This is a genomic window from Acetobacter oeni (genome assembly GCF_011516825.1).
Taxonomy (GTDB): Bacteria; Pseudomonadota; Alphaproteobacteria; order Acetobacterales; family Acetobacteraceae; genus Acetobacter; species Acetobacter oeni.
This window is the reverse complement of the sequence record NZ_WOTA01000022.1, coordinates 18,248-39,537: the sequence shown is the minus strand read 5'-3', so window position 1 is coordinate 39,537 and position 21,290 is coordinate 18,248. Positions and strand designations below refer to the sequence as shown.

Here is a 21,290-nt window from a genome sequence, read left to right as displayed (position 1 = left end):
CAGCACCTGGTTTTTTAAGCGACATCTCCAGACGCACCATCTGGTTACGTCTGTCATAGGGAGTTGTTGCGAGCGTAGTAACTCACATTTTCGTGATCGTGCGCGGTTGCCTCGGCTGCCGGGATGCCCGGCAGTCAGGCTCTATTTCGTAATAAGTCATAATATCAAAGAGATAATTTAGTCAGATGGCATATCAGGGCGGCCACAGCGAGGCGGGTCTGTCCCGTGGGGAAGAGATCGAACCCCCGGAGGAGGGCGTTGTTCTGGTCGGGTGACCGCACACTGTTCTGTGATCACATCTCCGGAAAAAATAACGAATGTTTAGAAATTCCTTTTTCTTTCTGCTTGATCACCACTAAAAAGAATCGTATGTAACCAGTTAGTGCATAAGAAAAAGCAGGAATTGCCGGAATGTATCTGAACGAGACACAGGAGCAGGTTCGCGACACGGCTCGCGATTTCGCTGATGAGGTTATCCGGCCGGTGGCCGAGGCGCTGGATCGTGAAGAGCGATTTCCGGCTGAGATTTACGAAGAGATGGCAAAGGTCGGTCTGTTTGGGATTGGTGTTCCTGAAGAATTCGGGGGCCCCGGCTTCGATACGCTGACCTACGCTGTCGTCATGGAGGAACTGTCACGTGGCTATGCCAGTATCGCGGATCAATGTGGACTGGTCGAGCTGATCAGTACGCTTCTCGTTCGTCATGGCACCGACGTACAGAAGAAGATGCTGCCCGAAATCATCAGCATGCGGCGCAAGGTGGCTTATTGTATCACCGAGCCGGAAGCCGGGACCGATGTTTCGGGAATCCGTACCACCGCCGAAAAAGACGGGGACGGCTGGATTCTGAATGGTGGAAAGCTGTGGATTCACAACGCGCCTGTTGCTGACACAGGATTTGTCCTTGCTCGGACAGACAAGGAGGCCGGCAACCGGGGTATGTCGATCTTTATTGTCGATCTGCACGCGAATGGCGTTGAGCGTGGCCCGAAAGAGCACAAGATGGGGCAGCGGGCCAGTCAGGTCGGCGGACTCAATTTTTCGGATGTGCGACTGGGACGGGATGCCCTGCTTGGTGAGGCTGGGCGTGGCTTCCATATGATGATGAGTGTGCTGGACAAGGGGCGCGTCGGGATTGCGGCACTGGCCGTGGGGATCGCTCAGGCGGGGCTTGAGGCTGCCGTGGACTATGCCGGCACGCGCAAACAGTTCGGTAAGCACATTTCCGAATTCCAGGGGGTTCAGTGGCTCCTGGCGGATATGGCGAAGGACATCGAGGCTGCGAGGCTTCTGGTTCACTCTGCCGCCGTGAAGATCGATCGCGGGCATGACGCGACGCGGTCCTGCTCCATGGCCAAATGCTTTGCCGGAGACATGGCTGTCGCGCGGACGGCGGATGCGGTGCAGGTGTTCGGCGGATCTGGCTACATTCGCGGTTTCGAGGTGGAGCGCCTCTACCGGGATGCCAAAATCACGCAGATTTATGAAGGCACGAATCAGATTCAGCGTATGATCATTGCGCGCGAACTGATGAAAAAAGGCGCCCGCGCATGAGGCAGGTCGCGCTCGTTACCGGGTCTTCGCGCGGTATCGGGTTCGCCGCTGCGGAAGCTCTGGCGCGGGCAGGATTTGCGGTGGCGATCAACGGTCCCGCTGACGATGAAGAGTTGCGTGGCGCGGTCAGGCGTATCGAGGCTCTGCATGTTCCCGTTATGGCCGCACCGTTCGATGTGAGCGATACGGGCGTTCATGCGGACTGGCTGGGCCGGATCTCGGAGACGCTCGGGCCTCTGACGACGCTGGTGAATAATGCCGGTGTCGGTGTGCTTCAGAGAGGAGATCTTCTCGATGTCACCGAGGCAAGCTGGGATCGTTGTCAGGCGATCAATGCCAGGGCGGTGTTCTTTCTTTCTCAGGTTTTTGCCCGTCATCTTCTGGCAAAGGAGCGTCCGGCGGGACTGTTTCATTCCATTGTGAATGTCACGTCGTCAAACGCTGTTGCTGTTGCTGTCGCGCGTTCGGAATACTGTGCGTCGAAAGCGGCGGCGGCGATGGTTTCAAAAGCCCTCGCCGTCCGGCTTGGCCCGGAAAACATCGCTGTTTACGACGTGCAGCCCGGGCTGATCGCCACCGACATGACGGCGCCGGTCATCGAAATGTATCGTCAGCGTGCCGTGGATGGTCTGACGCTGCTGCCCCGCGTCGGAGAGCCTGCTGACATGGGCGCGATCATCGCGACGCTTGCCTGCGGAAAACTCCCTTATACCACGGGACAGGTTATTTCGGCCGATGCCGGATTGCTCGTCCCCCGTTTTTGAGAACAGCCATGAAAATCGCACTGCCTGATGAGGCCGGACGGAAGGTGGATTACGTTCTGACGGGCGTATCTCTGCCACGGACAGTCCTGCCTCCCCATCCCGCCCGTATTATCTATTCCGCCGCGCATGTGGTCGCTGACCCGTTCGCCGACACGGACCCGTCCGGTCATGCGGCGATAGACTGGGACAGGACTCTTGAGTTCCGCCGGCATCTTGCCGGTCTGGGGCTGGGAATTGCCGAAGCCATGGATACAGCGCAACGTGGCATGGGGCTCGACTGGTCCCGCTCCCTTGAACTGATCCGGCGGACCAGAGTGGAACTGCCCGACGCGCTGATCGGGAATGGCTGCGGCACGGATCAGCTCAATCCGCGCGATGCCCGGTCTGTGGATCAGGTCATCAGTGCTTATCTTGAGCAGGCTGGCGCCATTCAGGCCGTCGGTGGCAGCCTTATTCTCATGGCGAGCCGCGCGCTTGTGCAGGTTGCGAAAACGCCCGATGATTACAGGCGGGTCTATCGTGCAGTGTTGTCTGAGTGTGACAGGCCCGTCATTCTTCACTGGCTCGGGGAAATGTTCGATCCGGCGCTTGCGGGGTACTGGGGTACACGGGATTTCGATTCCGCCCTGGAGACGGTTCTTGCGATCATTGATGAAAACCGACCTAAAATCGACGGCATCAAGATTTCGCTTCTGGATAAAGACAAGGAAATTATTCTGCGCCGGCGTTTGCCGGAGGGTGTGCGGATGTACACCGGAGACGACTTCAACTATCCGGAACTCATTCAGGGCGACGAAAAGGGATTCAGCCACGCGCTGCTCGGGATTTTCGATCCGCTCGCGGCGGCGGCGGTCTTTGCCGTCAACAGGCTGGGGGAGGGAGATGTCGCTGGTTTCCGGGCCGTGCTTGATCCGACGGTTCCTCTGGCGCGTCTGATCTTCAGAGCGCCGACGCAATACTACAAGACCGGCGTTGTGTTTCTGGCGTGGCTAAACGGGTTTCAGGATCATTTTGTCATGCTGAACGGAGCGCAGGCGATGCGTCCGTTGCCTGATTTTACAGGTATATTCCGGCTTGCCGATGGCTGCGGGTTGCTTCGTGATCCTGACCTTGCCGTAAGCCGGATGAAAACACTTCTTGCGTTTTACGGTGCGTGAGATGCGTGATTTCAGTCATGACCATTCGGTTCTGGCCCTGAACACGGCTACTCTTGGGCATAATGTTCCCGGAGCGGGGGTCGGGTGGTCACCGGAGCGAACCATTGATGCCTGTGCGGAGCGGGGAATCAACGGACTGGTGTTCTGGCGAAGGGAAATCGAGGGAAAGGCTGCCGCGATTGGCGCGCGTGCGCGGGAGGCGGGAGTCCGTGTCGTGGGGTTGTGCCGGGCTCCGTTTCTTGTCGGCCCGCTGGCGGCCCGGCACAGGGAAGACGTTGCCGACGATTTCCGCAAAGCCATTGACGAAACCGCTGAACTTGGGGCCGATGTTCTGACGATTGTGACCGGTGGCGTGCAGGTGGGCACAAAAGGGGTGCAGGAAAGCCTGAAGGCTGTTGCCGGTTGCATTGCGGGTGTTCTGCCCTATGCGGCTTCCTCCGGTGTCAGGCTGGCGCTGGAACCTTTGCATCCGATGTATGGCGGCGACCGGTCCTGTCTTATGACGACGCGCGATGCCCTTGATATCTGTGATTTCATTAACGCCGACAACCTTGGTGTTGCCATCGATGTTTATCATGTCTGGTGGGATACCGATCTGCCCCGCCAGCTTGCCCGTGCCGGCCGACGGATTTTCGGATTTCATCTGTGCGACTGGCTCGCGCACACGTCCGACTTTCTGCTGGATCGCGGCATGATGGGAGATGGTGTTGCTGATCTCAGAGGAATTCGCTCGGCGGTCGAAGCCGCCGGGTATCAGGGATTCTGCGAGGTTGAAATTTTCTCTGCCGCCAACTGGTGGAAACGGGAGCCTGAAGAGGTTCTCGATATCATGATCGACCGCTTCCGGTCTGTGTGCTGATTTTCGGGGGGACTCATGAAAGTAATTGTTCCTGTAAAAAGAGTTGTTGATTATAACGTAAAGGTTCGGGTCAGGGCAGATGGGTCCGGAGTTGAACTGACGAACGTGAAAATGTCGATGAATCCCTTTGATGAGATCGCCGTTGAAGAAGCGGTACGACTGAAGGAAAAGGGCATTGTCTCGGAGATCGTGGCTGTTTCCATCGGAGTGAAACAGGCACAGGATGTTCTTCGCACGGCGCTGGCGATGGGTGCCGATCGCGCGATTCTTGTCGATGCGACATCCGACGTCAATCAGGACATTGAACCTCTTGCCGTCGCAAAAATTCTTGCCAGGCTCGTCGAACAGGAACAGCCGGATCTTGTGATTGCAGGAAAACAGGCGATCGATAATGATCTGAATGCGACAGGGCAGATGCTTGCGGGTCTTCTGGGCTGGGGGCAGGCAACCTTTGCATCGGAAATCAAAATCGCTGATGGTAGCGCGATTGTAACCCGGGAGGTCGATGGCGGACTACAGACCGTCAGGGTCAGTCTCCCGGCGGTGATTACTGCTGATCTCAGACTGAATGAACCACGCTACGTGTCTTTGCCGAATATCATGAAGGCGAAGAAAAAACCTCTGGAAGAACGGACCGTTGCGGAACTGGACATTGATACCACGCCGCGTCTGAAAGTTGTGCGAACGATTGAACCGCCGCAGCGTTCTGCCGGCGTAAGAGTCTCTTCGGTCGATGAACTCATAGAAAAACTTAAAAACGAAGCAGGAGTTATCTGATGTCCGTTCTTCTGCTTGCCGAAGTGAATCAGGGGCGTCTGGCCACGGATGCTGTTGCGAAAACCCTCTCCGCGCTGTCCCCTCTGGGTGAAGTGCATGTCCTGGTTGCATCCGGTGACAGCGAGGCCGCGGCACAGGAAGCGTCCAGACTTCAGGGCGTATCCAGGGTTCTGATGGCACAGGATGTTTCGCTGGCTCACGGCCTGGCCGAACCACTTGCCGCGCTGATTGTTTCTCTTGCTCCGGCATACAGTCACATCGCCGCTCCTGCGACGGCGTTCTCGAAAAACATTCTGCCTCGCGTGGCTTCGCTGCTGGATGTGATGGTGCTGTCCGACGTCACTCATGTGCATGATGCGGAAACATTTGACCGGCCCGTTTATGCCGGAAATGCGATTCAGACGGTCGTTTCGGCTGATCCGATCAAAATTTTTACCGTCAGAACATCGTCTTTCAGTGCTGTTGGTGAAGGTGGCTCCGCACCCATCGAAAGAACAGACGCTGTTGCTGATCCGGAACTGTCCTTCTGGGTGGAAGATGTTTCCGTGGTCTCTGAGCGGCCGGATCTGACTTCGGCCAGGGTGGTTGTTTCGGGGGGGCGTGGTGTCGGATCGAAAGAAAAATTCGACATGATCATTGATCTGGCAGACAGGATGGGGGCTGCTGTCGGGGCCAGTCGCGCGGCGGTCGATCTGGGTTATGCGCCGAATGACTGGCAGGTCGGGCAGACCGGCAAAGTGGTTGCTCCGGAACTTTATCTCGCTGTCGGAATTTCCGGTGCCATCCAGCATCTTGCAGGGATGAAGGACTCGAAAGTTATTGTAGCGATAAACAAGGATGAAGATGCGCCTGTCTTCAGAGTCGCCGACTATGCGCTTGTCGGGGATCTTTTTTCCATTGTTCCTGAACTGACGAAGAAACTGGAGAAGCAGTTCTCCTGAAGATGATCTGTAACCGAAAGAAAACGATTTTCAGGTCGTTGACCCGGAAAGAACGCTAAAGAAAACTGTTGGGAACAGCCGTCCGTAAAAATAAAGCCGTCATGACATATGAACAGGCAAAAAACAGGATGACCGGCTATGAGACCAGACGAAAAACGTAAATTCGGTCGTAGTGGTGTTGATGTAACCGCTTTTGCATTTGGTACCGCGCCTCTTGGCAACTTCCTTCGGGAAGTCGATGAGGGTATTGCGAATGACATGATACAATGCGCGTGGGATGCCGGGGTCCGTTTTTACGATACGTCCCCCATGTATGGTCACGGCCTCGCGGAACTCCGGCTGGGTCACTCTCTTCGCTGGAAAAAACGTGACGATTTTGTGGTGTCCTCGAAAGTCGGCAGGAGATTGCGGGCCGCGAAGCGCTCGGAGATCGATTTCTCGCCATGGAATAATGCCGCTCCCAACATAATGGATTTCGATTACAGTTTTGATGGAACCATGCGTTCTTTCGAGGATTCGTTGCAGCGGCTCGCGCTTGAAAGAATAGATTTTCTCTTCATCCACGACATTGACCGGTTTACCCAGGGAGATAATCAACCGGAGGTTTTCCGGCAGGCCATGGACGGATGCTGGCGCGCACTCGAAAGACTTCGGTCGGAAGGTGTCGTCAAAGCGATCGGGGTCGGCGTTAACGAATGGGAGGTTTGCTACGAAGCGCTTCTTCAGCGTGATTTTGACTGCTTTCTTCTGGCCGGGCGTTACACGCTGCTTGAGCAGGAGGCTCTGGATAAATTCCTGCCTTTATGTGAGGCGCGTGGTGCCGCCGTTGTGATTGGCGGTGGTTTCAATTCCGGTATCCTTGCGACAGGTGCTGTTCCTGGCGCGAAATATAACTATTCTCCCGCACCGGAAGTGATCATGGAGCGGGTGGTGAGAATCGAAGCTGTGTGCCGGGATTACGGTGTTCCGCTTCCGGCGGCGGCATTGCAGTTTGTCGTTGCTCATCCGGCGATCCCGTCATTCTGCGCGGGGACACGAAATACCGGGCAGCTTGAGCAGAATCTCAAATGGTTCAGCTATCCCATCCCTTCAGAGTTCTGGGCCGATCTGAAAAAACGTGGGTTGCTCCGGGAAAATGCGCCTGTTCCGATCTGATCCGGTACGCCACGCGATAGCTTATTGCTGGGAGACAGGAGATGTTCCAGTTACGTCTGCCATGAGTACAGCAGGAAATCACCGAAATCGTTTGTTCTGATCACATTGATTCCGCTTCATCTCACATGACTGTGCGTTCTTTGCTGTTGACTTCCGAACAGTCTTTGGTAACTATCTGGTTCAATAATAAAGAACGCCGGATATACCGCAGAGTGCACAGACTCTGGCAGTAGATTCCAGAAACAGGCGTCCCGGAGGCAGACATGTCTTTCATTAAAAATTACATTGAGCACCAGACGCTCAATCGTCGCAATCTTCTCCTGCTCTCGGCCTGGGGCCTTTGCGGAGCAGCGGCTTCTTCCTCGCTGATCGGGCGGCAGGCTGCGGCTGCAACATCACCTGATCCGAAAATATGCTGGAGCTATCGGGATCGGACGAATCCGTTCTGGAATTCCATCGTTGCCGGAGGAGAGGCATTTGTCCGGAGTCTGGGCAGGCAGTCGGGTGACCTGATCAATCTGATCAATGGTGGGTCCAGCGAAAAATCCCTCTCCGACATCCAGTCCCTTCTCTCGCGTTATGGCAGCGGTGTGGCGCTGGCGGTCGATCCGAATGATATGCCGAACTGCCGGCCGGTCGTTGAAGCCGTCAGCCATGCCGGTGCGTATGTTTCCACGATTTGGAACAAGACTGATGATCTCCATCCATGGGATTTCGGCGACAATTACGTCTCTCACATGACATGGTCCGACGTCGGACCATCCGAACAGACGGCCCGTGTTCTGTTCGATGCCATGGGAGGGAAGGGTGGTGTAGTGCATCTTGGCGGTATCGCCTCTAACAATCCGGCTATCGAACGTCAGCAGGGTTTCAAAAATGCATTGAAAGCCTATCCGAATATCCAGCTTCTGGCGATTCAGGCGGCCGACTGGGACACGCAGAAAGCCAATCAGGTCATGTCGGGTTTTCTGACGCGCTACGGCGATGCGATCAAGGGGGTTCATTGCGCCAGTGACACGATGGCTTATGGCGTGATCGAGGCACTGCGGGCTGAGGGTATCGAAAATATGCCTGTCGTATCCTATGACGGCAATCCGCAGGCAATAGAAATGATTGCAAAAGGAAAATTGCTTGCAACGGTCTTTACAAATGCATACTGGGCGGGCGGGATCACGGCTTCGCTGGCCTATTACGCGGCGACAGGTGCGTTCAAACCCTCGGCGGAGCCTAGGGAACATCGTGAGTTTTATGGTCCGACGGCGGTGATAACGACAAAAGACGCTCAGGAATTCAAGACAAAATATATAGATACGAACCCGGAGTATAACTGGAAAGATTTCTGGTCTCTGGCCAAAGGACCCATCCGATATAAATCATGATTTTTTGTCAGGATCTCATGGCAAAGAATCACGAATTATCGGCGTTTTTACTGTTGATGGCGAGACCTGCTCATGACTCAGCGCCTGACCATGGAAAATCTCAGAAAATGGGTCCCTCTTTTCGTGCTGATCGGGCTTGTCCTGTTCTTCACGGCAGTCAATCCGAATTTTCTGTCACTTCGTAACTTTGCGCGTATTGCGATTTCATCTTCGCCGGCTCTGATGGTTGCGACAGGCGTGACGTTTGTCATCCTGATGGGATCGATCGACCTGTCGATGGAGGGAACCATTGCGGTTTGTGCCGTGCTGTTCGCGTTGATGCTGAACGCCCTTGGCGGCTCGCTTTCAGGAGCCGGGTGGCTGGCTATTCCCGGTGCTCTTCTCATTGGTGCGGTCCTGGGGGCCGTTAACGGACTGATTCACGTCAAACTCAAAATTCCTTCATTTATGGCGAGTCTTTCTCTGGGATTTGTCGGAATCGGGTTGTCGCTGCTGATTACGGGCGGAGATCGTATCCTGATCGAGGACCCGATTTTCCGCTCTCTTCTGACGGTGCGGGTAGGGGGCTTTCCGCTGATGGCCTGGGCGGCGCTGGCGTGCCTTTTGATCGCGTGGTTCATCCAGGACGATACGACGGTCGGTCGTAATTTTTATGCAGTTGGAGGCGGCGAGGATCTGGCGCGTGCTTCCGGGCTGAATACCGGAAGGCTGCGGGTAACCGGCTTTATCGTTGCGGGTATTTTTTATGCGCTGGGAGCGATATTCGCTGTTGCCCGGCTGGGTATTGCCGAGACCGAGACGGGACAGAATTTCATGTTCGTTTCGATTACGTCTGTCGTTGTTGGCGGGACCTCGCTGAGCGGCGGATCAGGTGGTGTCTGGAATACGCTTGTAGGGGTTCTGATCGTCAATGTCATAGGTAACGGAATGGTGGTTGTCGGACTCCCGGATTACTTTCAGGATGGTGTTCTCGGTCTGCTTGTCATTGCGGCCGTTTATCTGTCCACCGACCGGCGTTCTCTCTTTTTTGTAAAGTAGGGGCCATGTTCGAACTGCAGAATGTCGAAAAACGTTACCCTGGCGTGCATGTTCTCAAGGGTGTGGATTTCAGGATTGGAGACGGGGAGATTGTCGGGCTTGTTGGCGAGAACGGTGCAGGCAAGTCGACCCTGATGAAAATCATTTACGGGGCTGTTAGGCATGATGCCGGCAATGTCCTGGTGGATGGCGTTCCTGTTTCCTTCAGCAATCCACGCGATGCCATGAAAATGGGTGTCGGAATGGTGTATCAGGAGCAATCCCTGATTCCCAATCTGACCGTGATGGAAAACATCTTTCTTGGATTTGAGAAGCCGTTTGTCCGGTTTGGCGCCATCAAATGGAAGAAGATGGCGGAAGCGGCTGGAAAGCAGCTCAGGAAAGTGAAGCTCGACATCGATCCGGCGATGATTACATCGAAGCTGACATTCTCCCAGCGTCAGCTCGTCGAACTGGCGAAGGTCCTTACCCTTGAAGAAAGGGTGGAGGGGAAACTTGTCATTCTTCTGGATGAGCCGACATCCGTTCTCTCAAAAGAAGAAATCGATCTGCTCTTCGGTCTGGTAAGGGAACTTCGAGGGCGAGCCTCGTTCATTTTTGTTTCTCACCGCCTTGATGAAATCGTCACGTTGTCGGATCGTATTTACGTTCTCAAGGATGGTGCCGTCGTTGATGTGATGAACAGCGCGGAAGCGGACATCGAGACGATCCAGAAGAAAATGGTCGGCCGGGATGTCAATCATGAATATTACCGGGAAGACAAACAGAGGCCGTACGACGACGGTCATGTCCTGCTGGAACTTGATCATGTGACGATAGCGGGGCGGGGAAATGACGTTTCCCTGAATCTGCATGCGGGCGAGGTTCTGGCTCTTGTCGGCGTGGAAGGATCGGGGCGGGAGCCCGTTCTTCGAACGATTTTCGGGATGAAGAAGCCTGAGAAAGGGACCATCAGTATCCGGGGTATTCCGGTGCGGTCGTTCAGCGCGTCGGAAAGTGTTTCGCATGGTGTGGGATATGTTCCGCGTGAGCGCAAGATCGAAGGCATTGCCAGTGGCATGAATGTCTTTGAAAACATGACGCTCTCCCAGATGCGGAATTATTCGAAAAGCGGCGTGCTCAGGATTCCGGCGGAACGCGAACTCGCGCGTGACTGGATCAGGCGTCTGTCGATCAGGGTTGCTTCGGAAAATTCCGATTGTGGAAATCTTTCCGGTGGTAATCAGCAGAAAGTCGTTCTGGCCAAATGGCGAAGCAGCGGGTCGGAGATCATCCTGCTCGATCACCCTACCCGCGGCCTCGATATCGGCGCGAAAGAAGATGTTTATGAGATGATCCGGGACATGTCGGCGGACGGCGTGGGGATCATTCTTGTTGCGGATACTCTGGAAGAGGCAATCGGCCTCAGTCACACCATCGCTGTCATCAAGGACGGAGAGATCAGGAAATGGTTCAACTGTCAGCCAGGCTCAAAACCTTCACCTTACGACCTGATCCGGTACATGGTGTAAGCGGCAGTCTGACCTATGCTGAAAAACTGAGGCGCCATCTTCCGTGGATCACGCTTGTCTGCGCGCTCCTCGTGGTAGGGGTAACGGACATAAAATTTCTCAGTCCGGAAAATTTGCTGAACCTGGCGACCGATGTCGTACCGCTTCTGATCATGGCGGTCGGCATGACGCTGGTCATCTATATCGGCAGCATTGATCTCTCTTCTCAGTCGGTCGCGAACATGGCGACGGTTCTGGCGACGGTAACGCTCCCTGTGGCGGGGGCCGCTTCGGCGCTGGTCGTCATGGCCGCCGGTCTGCTGTTCGGCGCGGTTTCGGGCATTGTCACGACACGGCTGAAGGTTCCGTCTTTCATTGCCACGCTGGCCGTGGGTGGCATTGCCCTGTCCGTCGCGCAGTATGTTTCCGGGCAGCAGGCGCTGCATATGGATGCCGGGCAGAGAAACCATGCTTTCGGATGGATGCAGGGCAGCACGGCCGGTATTCCTCATGAACTGGTGCTGGCCCTTGTGATTGTCGGCGTGGCCTGGTTTATCCAGAACCGCATGACGGCCGGCCGGGTTCTGAAGGCCATTGGTACGGGGGAGCCGGTTGCTGTTGCTTCGGGTATCCGTGTGGAGCGGTATAAAATTCTTGCCTTTGCATTGTCCGGAATGTTCGCGGCGATTGCCGGGCTGATGTTCTCGGTCAAACTGTCCGGCGGCTCGCCCACGCTGGCGGAAGGGTTTCTGTTGCCGGCGATCGTTGCCGTTCTGGTCGGGGGAACGCCCCTGACGGGTGGTGTTGGCGGTGTGATGAACACGCTGATCGGCACGATGATTGTGGCGGTCGTGCGGGCCAGCATGCTTTATCTGAATATCCCGGCGACAGGACAGCAGATTTTCTTTGGTCTTGTTCTGATTGTCGCCATCGCGACAACGATTGACCGCTCAAAAATGCGGATTGTTAAATAAACAGTCAGGAGAACGAAGATGCAGACGATGCAGGCTGCCGTGCTCGTTGCGCCGGAACGTTTTGAAGTCAGGGAAGTCCCGCTGCCGCCGGTCGGGCCGGACGATGTGCTGGTCAGGGTGGATCGCTGCGGGATTTGCGGGACGGATGTTCACATCTTTCACGGTCATTATGCGGCGGATAAGATTCCCTTCATTCCCGGTCATGAGTTTACCGGAATACTGGAGCGGGTAGGGGAAGGGGTAAATGGTCTGAAGCCCGGATTGCGGGTTGTGGCCGATATCAATATCGGGTGCGGGCACTGCTATTTTTGTCGCAGGAATGAAATCCTGAACTGCGCGGAGATGCGCCAGATCGGTATCCATCGTGATGGCGCGTTTGCGGAGTATGTTTCCGTGCCGGCCCGTCAGATCATTCCAGCGCCGGACAGTGTCGTCCCGGAGGTTCTGGCGCTGACCGAGCCTGTTGCCTGTGTTGTGCGGGCAGCCCGCAAGGCGGGGGCCGGTTTCGCGCAGTCTGTCGTCGTTCTTGGCGCCGGTCCGATCGGCAATCTGCACATCCAGATGGTGCGTCTTGTGGGCGCCGCGCCGGTGATCGCGGTTGAACTCTCGCCCGAGCGGGCAGAGCTTGCCCGCCGCTCCGGCGCGGATGTTGTCATCACTGATCCCGCCGATGTGCGGAACGTCGTTCATGCGCATACCGGCGGCCGGGGAGCAGATATTGTCATTGAAAGCATCGGCTCACCGGCGCTGTATGCCAGTGCGTTCAATCTGATACGGCCCGGGGGGCATGTTGCGGCCTTCGGTATCACCGGGCCTGATGACACGATCCCGCTCAGAATTCTTGATATGGTTCTCAGGGAAAATTCGATCAAAGGCTCTGTGGCGGGCATGGGCGAGGATATGCACGACGCGCTGGCTCTGCTGACGCATGGCCGGTTTCTGGTCGAGCCCTTTACCCGGCGTGTTGTTCCGCTGAGCGACATTCAGACGGCTTTTGAGTCTCTCGGAGATAATCCGGAAATTCTTAAAGTTCAGATCCGTCCGGGGACGTAACACCGGACCTCCGGTTTCCGGCGGAGCAGCACCCGGAGGTACCGCCCCGCCCGGTATTATGCCACGGCGCGTGTGGTGCCGCTGATGGCTTTTCCGTCGGGCCGGAAAAGGGCGTCATCCATGATGCTCAGTGAAGGCGAGACCAGAAGCAGGATTCCGGCCTGATCGAGAACCTGGGTTCTGAGATCGATGCCGGGGGCAATCTCGGTGACCATCAGTCCGTCCGAAGTGAGTTTCATGACGCAGCGTTCCGTCACGTAAAGCACCTCCTGGTTCTGGGCAATCGCTCGCGGGCCGGAGAATGAAACCTGCTCAAGCGTCTCGACGATTTTCGCGATCTTACCTTCACGTTCGATCACCAGTTTGCCGTTTGTGATGTCAAACTTCGCGCCGGCATTGAAGTATCCGGAGAAAATGATCCGGCGGGCGCGGGAAGTGATATCGACAAATCCGCCTGAACCGGCTGTCACATGGGGGCGGGCGGAGAGTTTCGAGACATTGACCGAGCCCTGACGATCGATCTGAAGGAAAGAGAGCAGGGAGACGTCAAATCCGCCGGCCTGGAAATAGGTGAACTGATGAGGGGAGGCGACAAAGGCTTCGGCATTGGCGGAGCAGCCGAACTTGAAATCCAGGAGCGGAACGCCACCGACGGCGCCCTGTTCGATAACCCATGTCACATCGCCATGGCGTCCTTCTTCCAGGAAAATACGTGGCACGTTAGCGGAGATTCCAAACCCGATATTCACGGCCCAGCCGGTTTGCAGTTCCTGTGCGACCCGGCGTGCCATGACTTTGGCGGCATTGAATTCCGGCATGGTGAAACTGCTGAGCGGGCTGAAGATTTCGCCAGAAATGGCGGGGTCATAAGGTGTTGCCGTGGTCTGCAACTGTTCAGGCGCTTCAACAATGCAATCAACCAGGATGCCGGGTACGCGCACGTTATGCGGCTTCAGGGTGCCGGCTTCGGCAATGCGCTTGACCTGCGCAATAACGACGCCGCCGCTGTTATGTCCGGCGAGCGCGAGTTCCATGGCGCCGAGATAGGCGCCTTCGTCTTCGAAGGTCAGATTACCGCGCTCGTCGGCTGTGGTGGCGCGGATGATCGCGACATCGGGCTGGATGGATGGGAAGAACAGCCACTCTTCGCCCATGAATTCGATCTTTTTTACGACGGGCTTTTCCCTGGCTGCATCGTTCATCGCGCAGCCTTCCTGAGCCGGGTCGACAAAGGTTTCGAGCCCGACCTTCGTCATGACGCCGGGACGGTGTGCTGCGCCTTCGCGAAGGATGTCGAAAATGATGCCGCTCGGAATGTTGTAGGCGGCGATTTCGTTGCGCGCCACCATCTGGCGGATGACCGGTGGTTCGGCCGACGACGGGCCGGACGGGTAGGAACCGCCGATGATGGTTGAGATCAGTCCTGGCCGGGCCAGATGGTCCACGCCTTTTGTGCCGAACATATCACCCGCGGCGATCGGATGGATTGTTGTGATGTTCCGGGGAGTTCCATGGGAGCTGAATCGTTCGCCGATCGCGCCCAGCACGGCATCCGGGCAGCACAGGCCGCTGGATGAATTTACGGCAACGATGGCGCCGTCTTTAACGAGGGCTGCAGCTTCTTCGGCTGTTTTGATTTTTGACATGCCAGACTCTCCGGATCACAAGGTAACCATCTGGATAGTTATGTATTAAACTGACGGAATCGCAAGCCCTGTTTGGGGAAGTTTGATATCACACTGACGTTTTCTCAGACTGGGCCAACTGAGCGGGGGACAGGCCCCCGGCTCTTCTGTTCCCTGCGGAGACGCAAGGCGGACGGTTAATGGCAGACAAGCCGCTTCACGGTTTCAACATTGAACTCGATCCGCTGTTTAAGCAGTTTCGCGGACATGAAATTGCATTCGAATATGATGGAGCCAGTAAACCGGTTGGTGAGATAGTAATATCCGATGGCCGCGATTGTGATGTTCAGCTGCATGGGGTCGATCCCGCTGCGGAATGTGCCTGCTTTTTCTCCTCTCTCCAGAAGAGTCCGTGTCATCCGCAAACGGTTTCTGCTGATGGTCGGGACAATGCCTGAATCTGTAAGATGAACGGCTTTATGTAAATTGGCGCTGTTCACAAGTGTCAGGAATTCCGGGTTTTCGAGGTAGTAATTCCATGTGAAACGGACAAGTTTTTCAAGGGCGGCGACCGGCTCCAGATGGTCCAGTTGCAGCGACTGTTCAGCCACAGTGAGATCCGTGTAAGCGTCTTCCAGCGTGCGTGTGAACAGGGCTTCCTTGCTGCCAAAATAATGGTAAATCATGCGTTTGTTGGCATCGGCTTTTTCGGCGATGATATCGACGCGTGCGCCGGCCAGCCCGTTCATGGCAAATTCCTGCTTGGCAGCGCCCAGAATGCGTTTCTGTGTCGCCTCCGCATCCCGTACGCGGACCGAACCGCGACCGTCGGGCGTCAGGGTGTCCATGTTCCGACTTTCAGGCTGTTCGGCCACATTTGAGTGTTTTTTCATGAAATCTCCCGGTGGCGGAAAGCCGGCATCAACTTTTGTTCTGTCTTCTGCAGTCATGCTGTTTTCAGTTTACCCCGCCTGTCATGGGGTAACAAGACGTTTACTTTCCTGCTTCTCAAATCCATCACTGTCATACTGTTTTGTCCGCCGGAAGAGAGTGTGTTCTTTGAGTAGAGGCTGTTGCCCGAAAATCTGTTCGTCCGGAGCCGAAGGCGAGTATGATCTAAGGTTTTTCTTTATGAAATAAAGGAAAGTGCTAGCGACAGTTGCCGCCAGCACGTGTCGATCAGCTGAAATATGATCGTCAAAGCGTAATGCCGGCTTCAGCATCGACAATGATCGGGTTTTTGTACCGGTTCGTTCCGCCGGTGCTCCAGATATACTGGGCGCCCGGACGGATCAGCAGCCAGGGGGTCGGACGCCAGCCGTAGTTGAGTTCGATCGCGTGTTCTCCGGTTGGTTTGTACACGCCGGTCACACCGCTGGCCTGCAATTCACGGACCCAGTTTGTCAGTTTGGGGTTCACCCAGAGGAATTTCATGCCGAGGCTGATTGTGTCATCCGGCCGGCTTGCGAAAGTTCCTTTGCGTGTCAGGCCCCAGTCGACAAAGTAGGGAGCGACGGAGGTTCGCGGATCGCCCCAGGTGAAGGAGCCGAAGAAAGACGTTCCCCGCTTTGAATCGTTCTGGTCACGTTGCAGCATCCGGTCGAACTGAAACCATCCGCCGAAACGGCCCCTCACATTGGAGACGGGCGCAGTAACCAGATACTGCATTGGGATGTCAAATGTAGAGAGATGAGAGTAGACATTGCTCACCTCCGACGTATCCCAGTAGCCGCCGACCTTCACATTTGTCTGAAGAGGGCCGCTGTAATCGTCTTTGCCGCCCTGGTGCCAGACAAGCTGGAACGGTAAAAACGTTCCTGTCGCGCCGTGCAGATTCATTTTCCATCCATTATGGGTGTTCGCGATCGTCGGATCGACGGAGTAGGCGCCGAACTGAACAGAATAATGATCGTTTCCGGCCGGGTAGAATTTGACCCATGCGCCCGGATGCGCGGTTGGGTAATAACTGTAACCGGAATTGAAGGCGATAGACTGGGGCATGCCGCAGATCGCATTACTCTGGAACTGACAGTAATTATTCATTCCCCAGTAGTAAGACCAGGTTTCGAAGTCGGTTTCGGCATTTATTTCACCGACACTGGTTCTCACGTAGTGGTTCCAGGGCATTTCCCATGAGAGAAGGGACAGCCGCACCGTCGGAGATCCGTAAATTTCCTGCGGACTGTCGAGCGCCGGAAGCTTCGCTCCCAGACCCAGCCCCGCGCGGGAGGTGACGATGAAGTGGAACAGTCCGATCTGATATCCCGTGAGTTTTTTCAGATCAAAATCCACGTTGATGCCGACTTCGTGAGCATAGCGCACATTCTGGGATTTGCCGCCCATCGGGTTGCCTGCGCTGTCTTCAAAGTAGTGGCCGCTGATGTTGACGCCTTTGTTCATCAGCCAGGTTCGCCAGCCGTGCCAGTTTCCCGTCATCGTGCTCTGCGTCAGCCAGGAGTGAAAATCAGCCGGGAAAAAGCTGTCTTCAGTCGTGTCCGAAGGGACGGTGACACCGGCTGGCCCGCTCGCCGCCGGAGGGTAGAGCTGAATGGACTGCATGACCGGGTGTGTCGGTCTGATCCGTCCCCAGCTTGTTTTCTGTGGAAATGAGCCGCCCGCAGATGCCATCTGCTGCGAGGTAGTGGTGCTCGTAATGGCGACTTTCCCGCCGTCTTCCGGCATTTCGGCCGGCGTTTCGACTGGCGCTCCCCGCGCCGGCCGGCAGTAATCCGGGGCAACCACGCAAAAAAGTCCGACGACTCCTGTGGCCTTGATAACAGATATGCGCATGTTTTTATTGACCTTATTGATCGCGCGTCCGGGTTTATCAGGACATGGGCCAAAGGCATATCAATCGTGAATAGTTCCCGGCCTGTAACCGACTTAAGATCACAAAAGCGTTATATGTCGGGAGGGCAGGAAACTCTTGCCCGGTTGTGTGGACCCCATGCACCAGGAGCGCCCGAAGGTCCGTTCATCGCGAAATGTCCTGACCTGCGTGAACCATCCGGTTCAGATGCCCCTTTGACGACCACCCCGCCGGAGTGAGAAACTCTCTGTCACATGTCCGACCCAACGCCTCCTTCATCTCCCAAATCCACTCCGCCCCGACGCCGGAAATCAGTGGCTCTCAAAGCCGCGACCGCTAAGCCGGCCCCAAAGAAACCGGCGCCGAAGCGGAAACCCGGGGGAGCCACGCACGCGCCGAACGGCACCGCCAATGCACCGCGCAACATGACGAAGACGGAAATTGCCGGTTTCCTCGCCGATCTCGCCCGCACCTGGCCTGATGCCGAAACCGAGCTGAAATTCAAAACGCCGTTTCAGCTTCTGATCGCCACCGCCCTGGCCGCTCAGGCGACCGATGCCTCGGTCAACCGCGTGACGCCTGCCCTGTTCGCCGTTGCTCCGGGGCCGGCGGAGATGGCAAAGCTGACTGCCGATGAAGTAGGGAATTATATCCGCACCATTGGGCTCTGGCGGAACAAGGCGAAGAATGTCGTCGCGCTTTCGCAGGCGCTTGTCGATCGTTTCGACAGCGAGGTTCCCGCCGATCGGGACGCGCTGGAATCTCTGCCGGGCGTCGGGCGCAAAACTGCCGCCGTCGTTCTCAATGTCGCGTTCGGGCAGGCCGCCGTTCCGGTTGACACGCATTGCTTTCGTCTGGCCAACCGCACCGGCCTTGCGCGTGGCAAAACCGTGCTCGACGTGGAACACGGCCTCGAATCGCGAATCCCCGCCGATCTCCTGCGGGAGTCTCATCACTGGCTGATTTTGCAGGGTCGCTATGTCTGCAAGGCCCGCCGTCCGGAATGCTGGCGCTGCGCCGCCACCGCCTGCTGCCTTTACCCTGAAAAAGAACTGATTCCGCCTCGCCGGGCGAAATCCTGACATTGCGAATCATTCATCGCGCTCCAATCTCGGAGGAATAAACCCGCTGCCCGGAAACCGTCCGGGCAGCGGAGCTGAATGGGTTTGTGTTTGTCACGCCCTGCGCTAGACCAGAACCAGGCGGGCGAGACCCGTGTGGCATGGTCCGGTGCCGGGCGGGGCGCAAAGAAGCAGGATTTGCAGACGATGGATTATATAATCGGCCAGAACCCACCCGCCCCGGCGCCAGGCGCGGCGACACAGGCTTCGGCGGGACAGGGCGGTGCTGATCTCATCACGGATGGGAATGAAGCCAGCTTCATGCAGACCGTGCTCGACGCCAGCAACAGTGTTCCGGTCCTCGTCGATTTCTGGGCCGACTGGTGCGGTCCTTGTAAACAGCTCACACCGGTCATCGAAAAAGTCGTCCGCGCGGCCAAAGGCCGTGTCAGACTCGTCAAAATCGACATCGAGGCCAATCGTCAGCTGACCGCGCAGCTGACCCGTCTCGGGCTGCCGTTGCAGTCGATCCCGATGGTCGCCGCTTTCTGGAAAGGCCAGATCCTGGATCTTTTCCAGGGCGCTCTGCCGGAAAGCCAGGTTAAGAAATTCGTCGAAACCGTGTTGCAGGCCGCTGGTGGCGGCACGCTCCCGAGCGCCGACCTGCTTTCCGAAGCCCATACCGCCATGGAAACGGGGCAGTTCGAGCGCGCCGCCGAGCTGTTTTCCGCCGTGCTTGGCGACGAGCATGAAAATCCGACCGCCTGGGCAGGGCTCATTCGCGCCATGCTGGCTCTTGATGATGAGGACGCCGCGAACGCCGCGCTTGAAGACGTTCCGCCGGCCATTACGACGAACCCGGAAATTGAAGGTGCCCGCGCGGCTCTTGAACTGAAGAAGGAAGGCCGGCGCGTCGCGGGTGAGGCGGACGAACTCCGGGCCAGAATCAAGGCTGATCCGGAAGATTTCGATGCCCGCATGAAGCTGGCCAGCGCATTGAATGTTGCCGGTCACCGGGAGGAAGCGGCCGCTGAACTCCTGACGATTTTGCGTGCCGACCGCGACTGGAACGAAGGGGCCGCCAAACAGCTTCTCTTCAAATTCTTCGAGGCCTGGGGCCACGACGATCCCGCGACCCTTATCGCGCGTCGCCGTCTGTCTTCGCTGCTGTTTTCCTGAGGGGACATGAGGCTGGAAGCATCTTTTTTTGATGACGACATCCCGAGACTCGTTCCCCGGCTGCCGGATCTCACGCTGGCAGATATTCCGGTCGAAATCGGGCTGTTTCCACTCTTCGGCTCGCTGTTGCTGCCGAAGGGCAGGCTTCCGCTCAACGTCTTCGAGCCGCGTTATATCGCGCTGATCGAAGACGCCCTGGCGGATCAGCGTCTGATCGGGATCATCCAGCCTTTCAACGAACTCGATGACGAGGCTGATGAAGCCGAGGGCCTCCCACCGCTCTTCGATGTCGGGTGCCTGGGCCGGATCAGCTCGTTTTCCGAGCGTGTGGATGGCACGTTCGCCGTCACACTCACCGGGATTGCCCGTTTCCGTTACCTTCGGGAAAGCGAAGGCCGGCGCGGTTACCGCGTGGCCCGCATCGATGTGTCCGCTTATGCCGGCGACCTGAGCGAAGTCCCTTCCGCTCCGTTCGATCGCGGCCAGCTTCTGACATCTCTTAAAGACTATTTCACCGTGCGGGGGCTGGGGGTGCGATGGGAAGTGATCGACCAGATGGGGGATGACGCGCTTCTTGTCGCGCTCCCTATGATCTGCCCCTTCCCGTCATCAGAAAAGCAGGCTCTTCTCGAAGCCGTCTCTCTGACGGAGCGGGCGCGCGTGTTACAGTCGCTGCTTGATTTGCCCGGCCCTTTTCCTGACGCCGCAGGTCCGTCATAGAGATGGTATTAACTGACCATAACCCGAGCACCCCGGAGACCTGCCCCATGTCCTCAGCCCACACCTCCGCTCCTCTCGATCAGCGACTGCTGTCGGTGCTCGTCTGCCCTGTCACGAAAGGCCCGCTTCTTTATGATCGGGAAGCGGGAGAACTGATCAGCAAACAGGCTGGTCTGGCCTATCCTGTTCGTGACGGCATTCCGGTGATGCTGCCAGAGGAAGCCCGCCAGATCAGCTGACGGACGGAACCGGTTATGGCTCTCCGGACGATTCCAGCCGCGCTCTCGCCGGAGGCGCTGTGACAAAACGACGGCTTCTGCTCCTGCCGGTCATGGCATTCCTCCTGTCATGCCGCATGAGTGGTCAGGACCCGCGCGCCGGGGATAATATTGACGTGCCTTCCGAGCGGCCCGGACGGGATTTCCCGGAAGCGGCCGAAGCGGAGCAGCGCCGGGAGCGCAATGCTGATTACAGCGATGCGTCCGCGCCGAAAGGCAGTGGCTATGAGCCAGCTCCCTATGCGGGCACATCGCTGCCGAAACCCGGAACGTCGAATGTCACGCCGGATACGGAGGTGACATACGGGCGACCGCAAGGAACAGTTCGCCCGAATTCCGGTAACTGATATGTCTGAGGTAAATGGAATTCCCTATGTCATGCAGTAATCGCAGACGTGGTGGCCGCGGAAAAATGTAGTGAGTAAGTCACATTTAGCATCCGATAGTGATATGTCTCTGCCCGGCACAAGGCCTGCC

General features: G+C 56.8%; 20 protein-coding genes. 17 read left to right on the top strand and 3 right to left on the bottom strand.

The window, feature by feature from the left end; translation table 11 throughout:
- Positions 1 to 411 precede the first annotated feature (411 nt).
- From GOB90_RS13730 to GOB90_RS13675, 12 genes are all read left to right on the top strand, one after another.
- Positions 412 to 1,554, top strand: coding sequence for an acyl-CoA dehydrogenase family protein (locus GOB90_RS13730; protein ID WP_146889748.1), 1,143 nt, complete (start codon positions 412 to 414; stop codon positions 1,552 to 1,554).
- Positions 1,551 to 2,318 (top strand): 3-ketoacyl-ACP reductase, encoded by a 768-nt coding sequence (locus tag GOB90_RS13725; RefSeq protein WP_146889751.1) that lies wholly within the window; start codon positions 1,551 to 1,553, stop codon positions 2,316 to 2,318. The genes GOB90_RS13730 and GOB90_RS13725 overlap by 4 nt, the downstream gene beginning before the upstream one ends.
- Before the next feature lie 8 nt (positions 2,319 to 2,326).
- The gene (locus tag GOB90_RS13720) at positions 2,327 to 3,475 is read left to right on the top strand and encodes a dihydrodipicolinate synthase family protein (protein WP_146889754.1); all 1,149 of its coding nucleotides are present in this window, start codon (positions 2,327 to 2,329) and stop codon (positions 3,473 to 3,475) included.
- A gap of 1 nt (position 3,476) precedes the next feature.
- Complete coding sequence (locus GOB90_RS13715; RefSeq protein WP_146889757.1) at positions 3,477 to 4,334, top strand: sugar phosphate isomerase/epimerase family protein; 858 nt, start codon at positions 3,477 to 3,479, stop codon at positions 4,332 to 4,334.
- A 15-nt stretch (positions 4,335 to 4,349) separates the two neighbouring features.
- A complete protein-coding gene (locus tag GOB90_RS13710) occupies positions 4,350 to 5,111 on the top strand; it encodes an electron transfer flavoprotein subunit beta/FixA family protein (RefSeq protein ID WP_146889760.1) in 762 nt (253 codons plus the stop codon).
- Positions 5,111 to 6,052: an electron transfer flavoprotein subunit alpha/FixB family protein gene (locus GOB90_RS13705; protein ID WP_146889763.1), complete on the top strand. Its 942-nt coding sequence runs from the start codon at positions 5,111 to 5,113 to the stop codon at positions 6,050 to 6,052. Before GOB90_RS13710 ends, GOB90_RS13705 begins: the two co-directional genes overlap by 1 nt.
- Before the next feature lie 138 nt (positions 6,053 to 6,190).
- Entirely contained in the window at positions 6,191 to 7,207 is a 1,017-nt protein-coding gene (locus tag GOB90_RS13700) for an aldo/keto reductase (protein ID WP_146889766.1), read from the top strand.
- A 263-nt stretch (positions 7,208 to 7,470) separates the two neighbouring features.
- Positions 7,471 to 8,586 carry a sugar ABC transporter substrate-binding protein gene (locus GOB90_RS13695; protein WP_146889769.1) on the top strand — a complete coding sequence of 372 codons (1,116 nt, stop codon included), beginning with the start codon at positions 7,471 to 7,473 and terminating at the stop codon, positions 8,584 to 8,586.
- 72 nt (positions 8,587 to 8,658) lie between these two features.
- A complete protein-coding gene (locus tag GOB90_RS13690) occupies positions 8,659 to 9,624 on the top strand; it encodes an ABC transporter permease (RefSeq protein WP_146889772.1) in 966 nt (321 codons plus the stop codon).
- 5 nt (positions 9,625 to 9,629) lie between these two features.
- Positions 9,630 to 11,135 (top strand): sugar ABC transporter ATP-binding protein, encoded by a 1,506-nt coding sequence (locus GOB90_RS13685; RefSeq protein ID WP_146889776.1) that lies wholly within the window; start codon positions 9,630 to 9,632, stop codon positions 11,133 to 11,135.
- Entirely contained in the window at positions 11,072 to 12,088 is a 1,017-nt protein-coding gene (locus tag GOB90_RS13680; protein ID WP_146889779.1) for an ABC transporter permease, read from the top strand. Before GOB90_RS13685 ends, GOB90_RS13680 begins: the two co-directional genes overlap by 64 nt.
- Positions 12,089 to 12,106: 18 nt before the next feature.
- Positions 12,107 to 13,141 (top strand): zinc-dependent alcohol dehydrogenase, encoded by a 1,035-nt coding sequence (locus tag GOB90_RS13675; RefSeq protein WP_146889782.1) that lies wholly within the window; start codon positions 12,107 to 12,109, stop codon positions 13,139 to 13,141.
- A 56-nt stretch (positions 13,142 to 13,197) separates the two neighbouring features.
- Here GOB90_RS13675 and GOB90_RS13670 read toward each other — a convergent pair whose 3' ends face one another.
- The 3 genes from GOB90_RS13670 to GOB90_RS13660 form a co-directional block, all read right to left on the bottom strand.
- Entirely contained in the window at positions 13,198 to 14,787 is a 1,590-nt protein-coding gene (locus tag GOB90_RS13670; RefSeq protein WP_146889785.1) for an acyl CoA:acetate/3-ketoacid CoA transferase, read from the bottom strand.
- A 176-nt stretch (positions 14,788 to 14,963) separates the two neighbouring features.
- Complete coding sequence (locus tag GOB90_RS13665; RefSeq protein ID WP_242012034.1) at positions 14,964 to 15,659, bottom strand: TetR/AcrR family transcriptional regulator; 696 nt, start codon at positions 15,657 to 15,659, stop codon at positions 14,964 to 14,966.
- A gap of 304 nt (positions 15,660 to 15,963) precedes the next feature.
- On the bottom strand, positions 15,964 to 17,394 hold the full coding sequence (locus GOB90_RS13660; protein ID WP_373322123.1) for a carbohydrate porin: 1,431 nt from the start codon (positions 17,392 to 17,394) through the stop codon (positions 15,964 to 15,966).
- Positions 17,395 to 17,829: 435 nt separating this feature from the next.
- Between GOB90_RS13660 and nth the strand changes: the two genes are divergently transcribed.
- The 5 genes from nth (at position 17,830) to GOB90_RS13635 (ending at position 21,160) form a co-directional block, all read left to right on the top strand.
- Positions 17,830 to 18,657: an endonuclease III gene (gene nth, locus GOB90_RS13655; RefSeq protein WP_146889788.1), complete on the top strand. Its 828-nt coding sequence runs from the start codon at positions 17,830 to 17,832 to the stop codon at positions 18,655 to 18,657.
- 186 nt (positions 18,658 to 18,843) lie between these two features.
- Positions 18,844 to 19,815, top strand: a complete 972-nt coding sequence (locus tag GOB90_RS13650) for a thioredoxin family protein (RefSeq protein ID WP_146889825.1) — start codon at positions 18,844 to 18,846, stop codon at positions 19,813 to 19,815.
- Between the two features lie 12 nt (positions 19,816 to 19,827).
- Positions 19,828 to 20,535, top strand: coding sequence for an LON peptidase substrate-binding domain-containing protein (locus GOB90_RS13645; RefSeq protein ID WP_173572102.1), 708 nt, complete (start codon positions 19,828 to 19,830; stop codon positions 20,533 to 20,535).
- Positions 20,536 to 20,582: 47 nt separating this feature from the next.
- Positions 20,583 to 20,774 (top strand): Trm112 family protein, encoded by a 192-nt coding sequence (locus tag GOB90_RS13640; protein WP_146889795.1) that lies wholly within the window; start codon positions 20,583 to 20,585, stop codon positions 20,772 to 20,774.
- A 59-nt stretch (positions 20,775 to 20,833) separates the two neighbouring features.
- Positions 20,834 to 21,160 carry a hypothetical protein gene (locus tag GOB90_RS13635; protein WP_261765981.1) on the top strand — a complete coding sequence of 109 codons (327 nt, stop codon included), beginning with the start codon at positions 20,834 to 20,836 and terminating at the stop codon, positions 21,158 to 21,160.
- Positions 21,161 to 21,290: the final 130 nt, after the last annotated feature.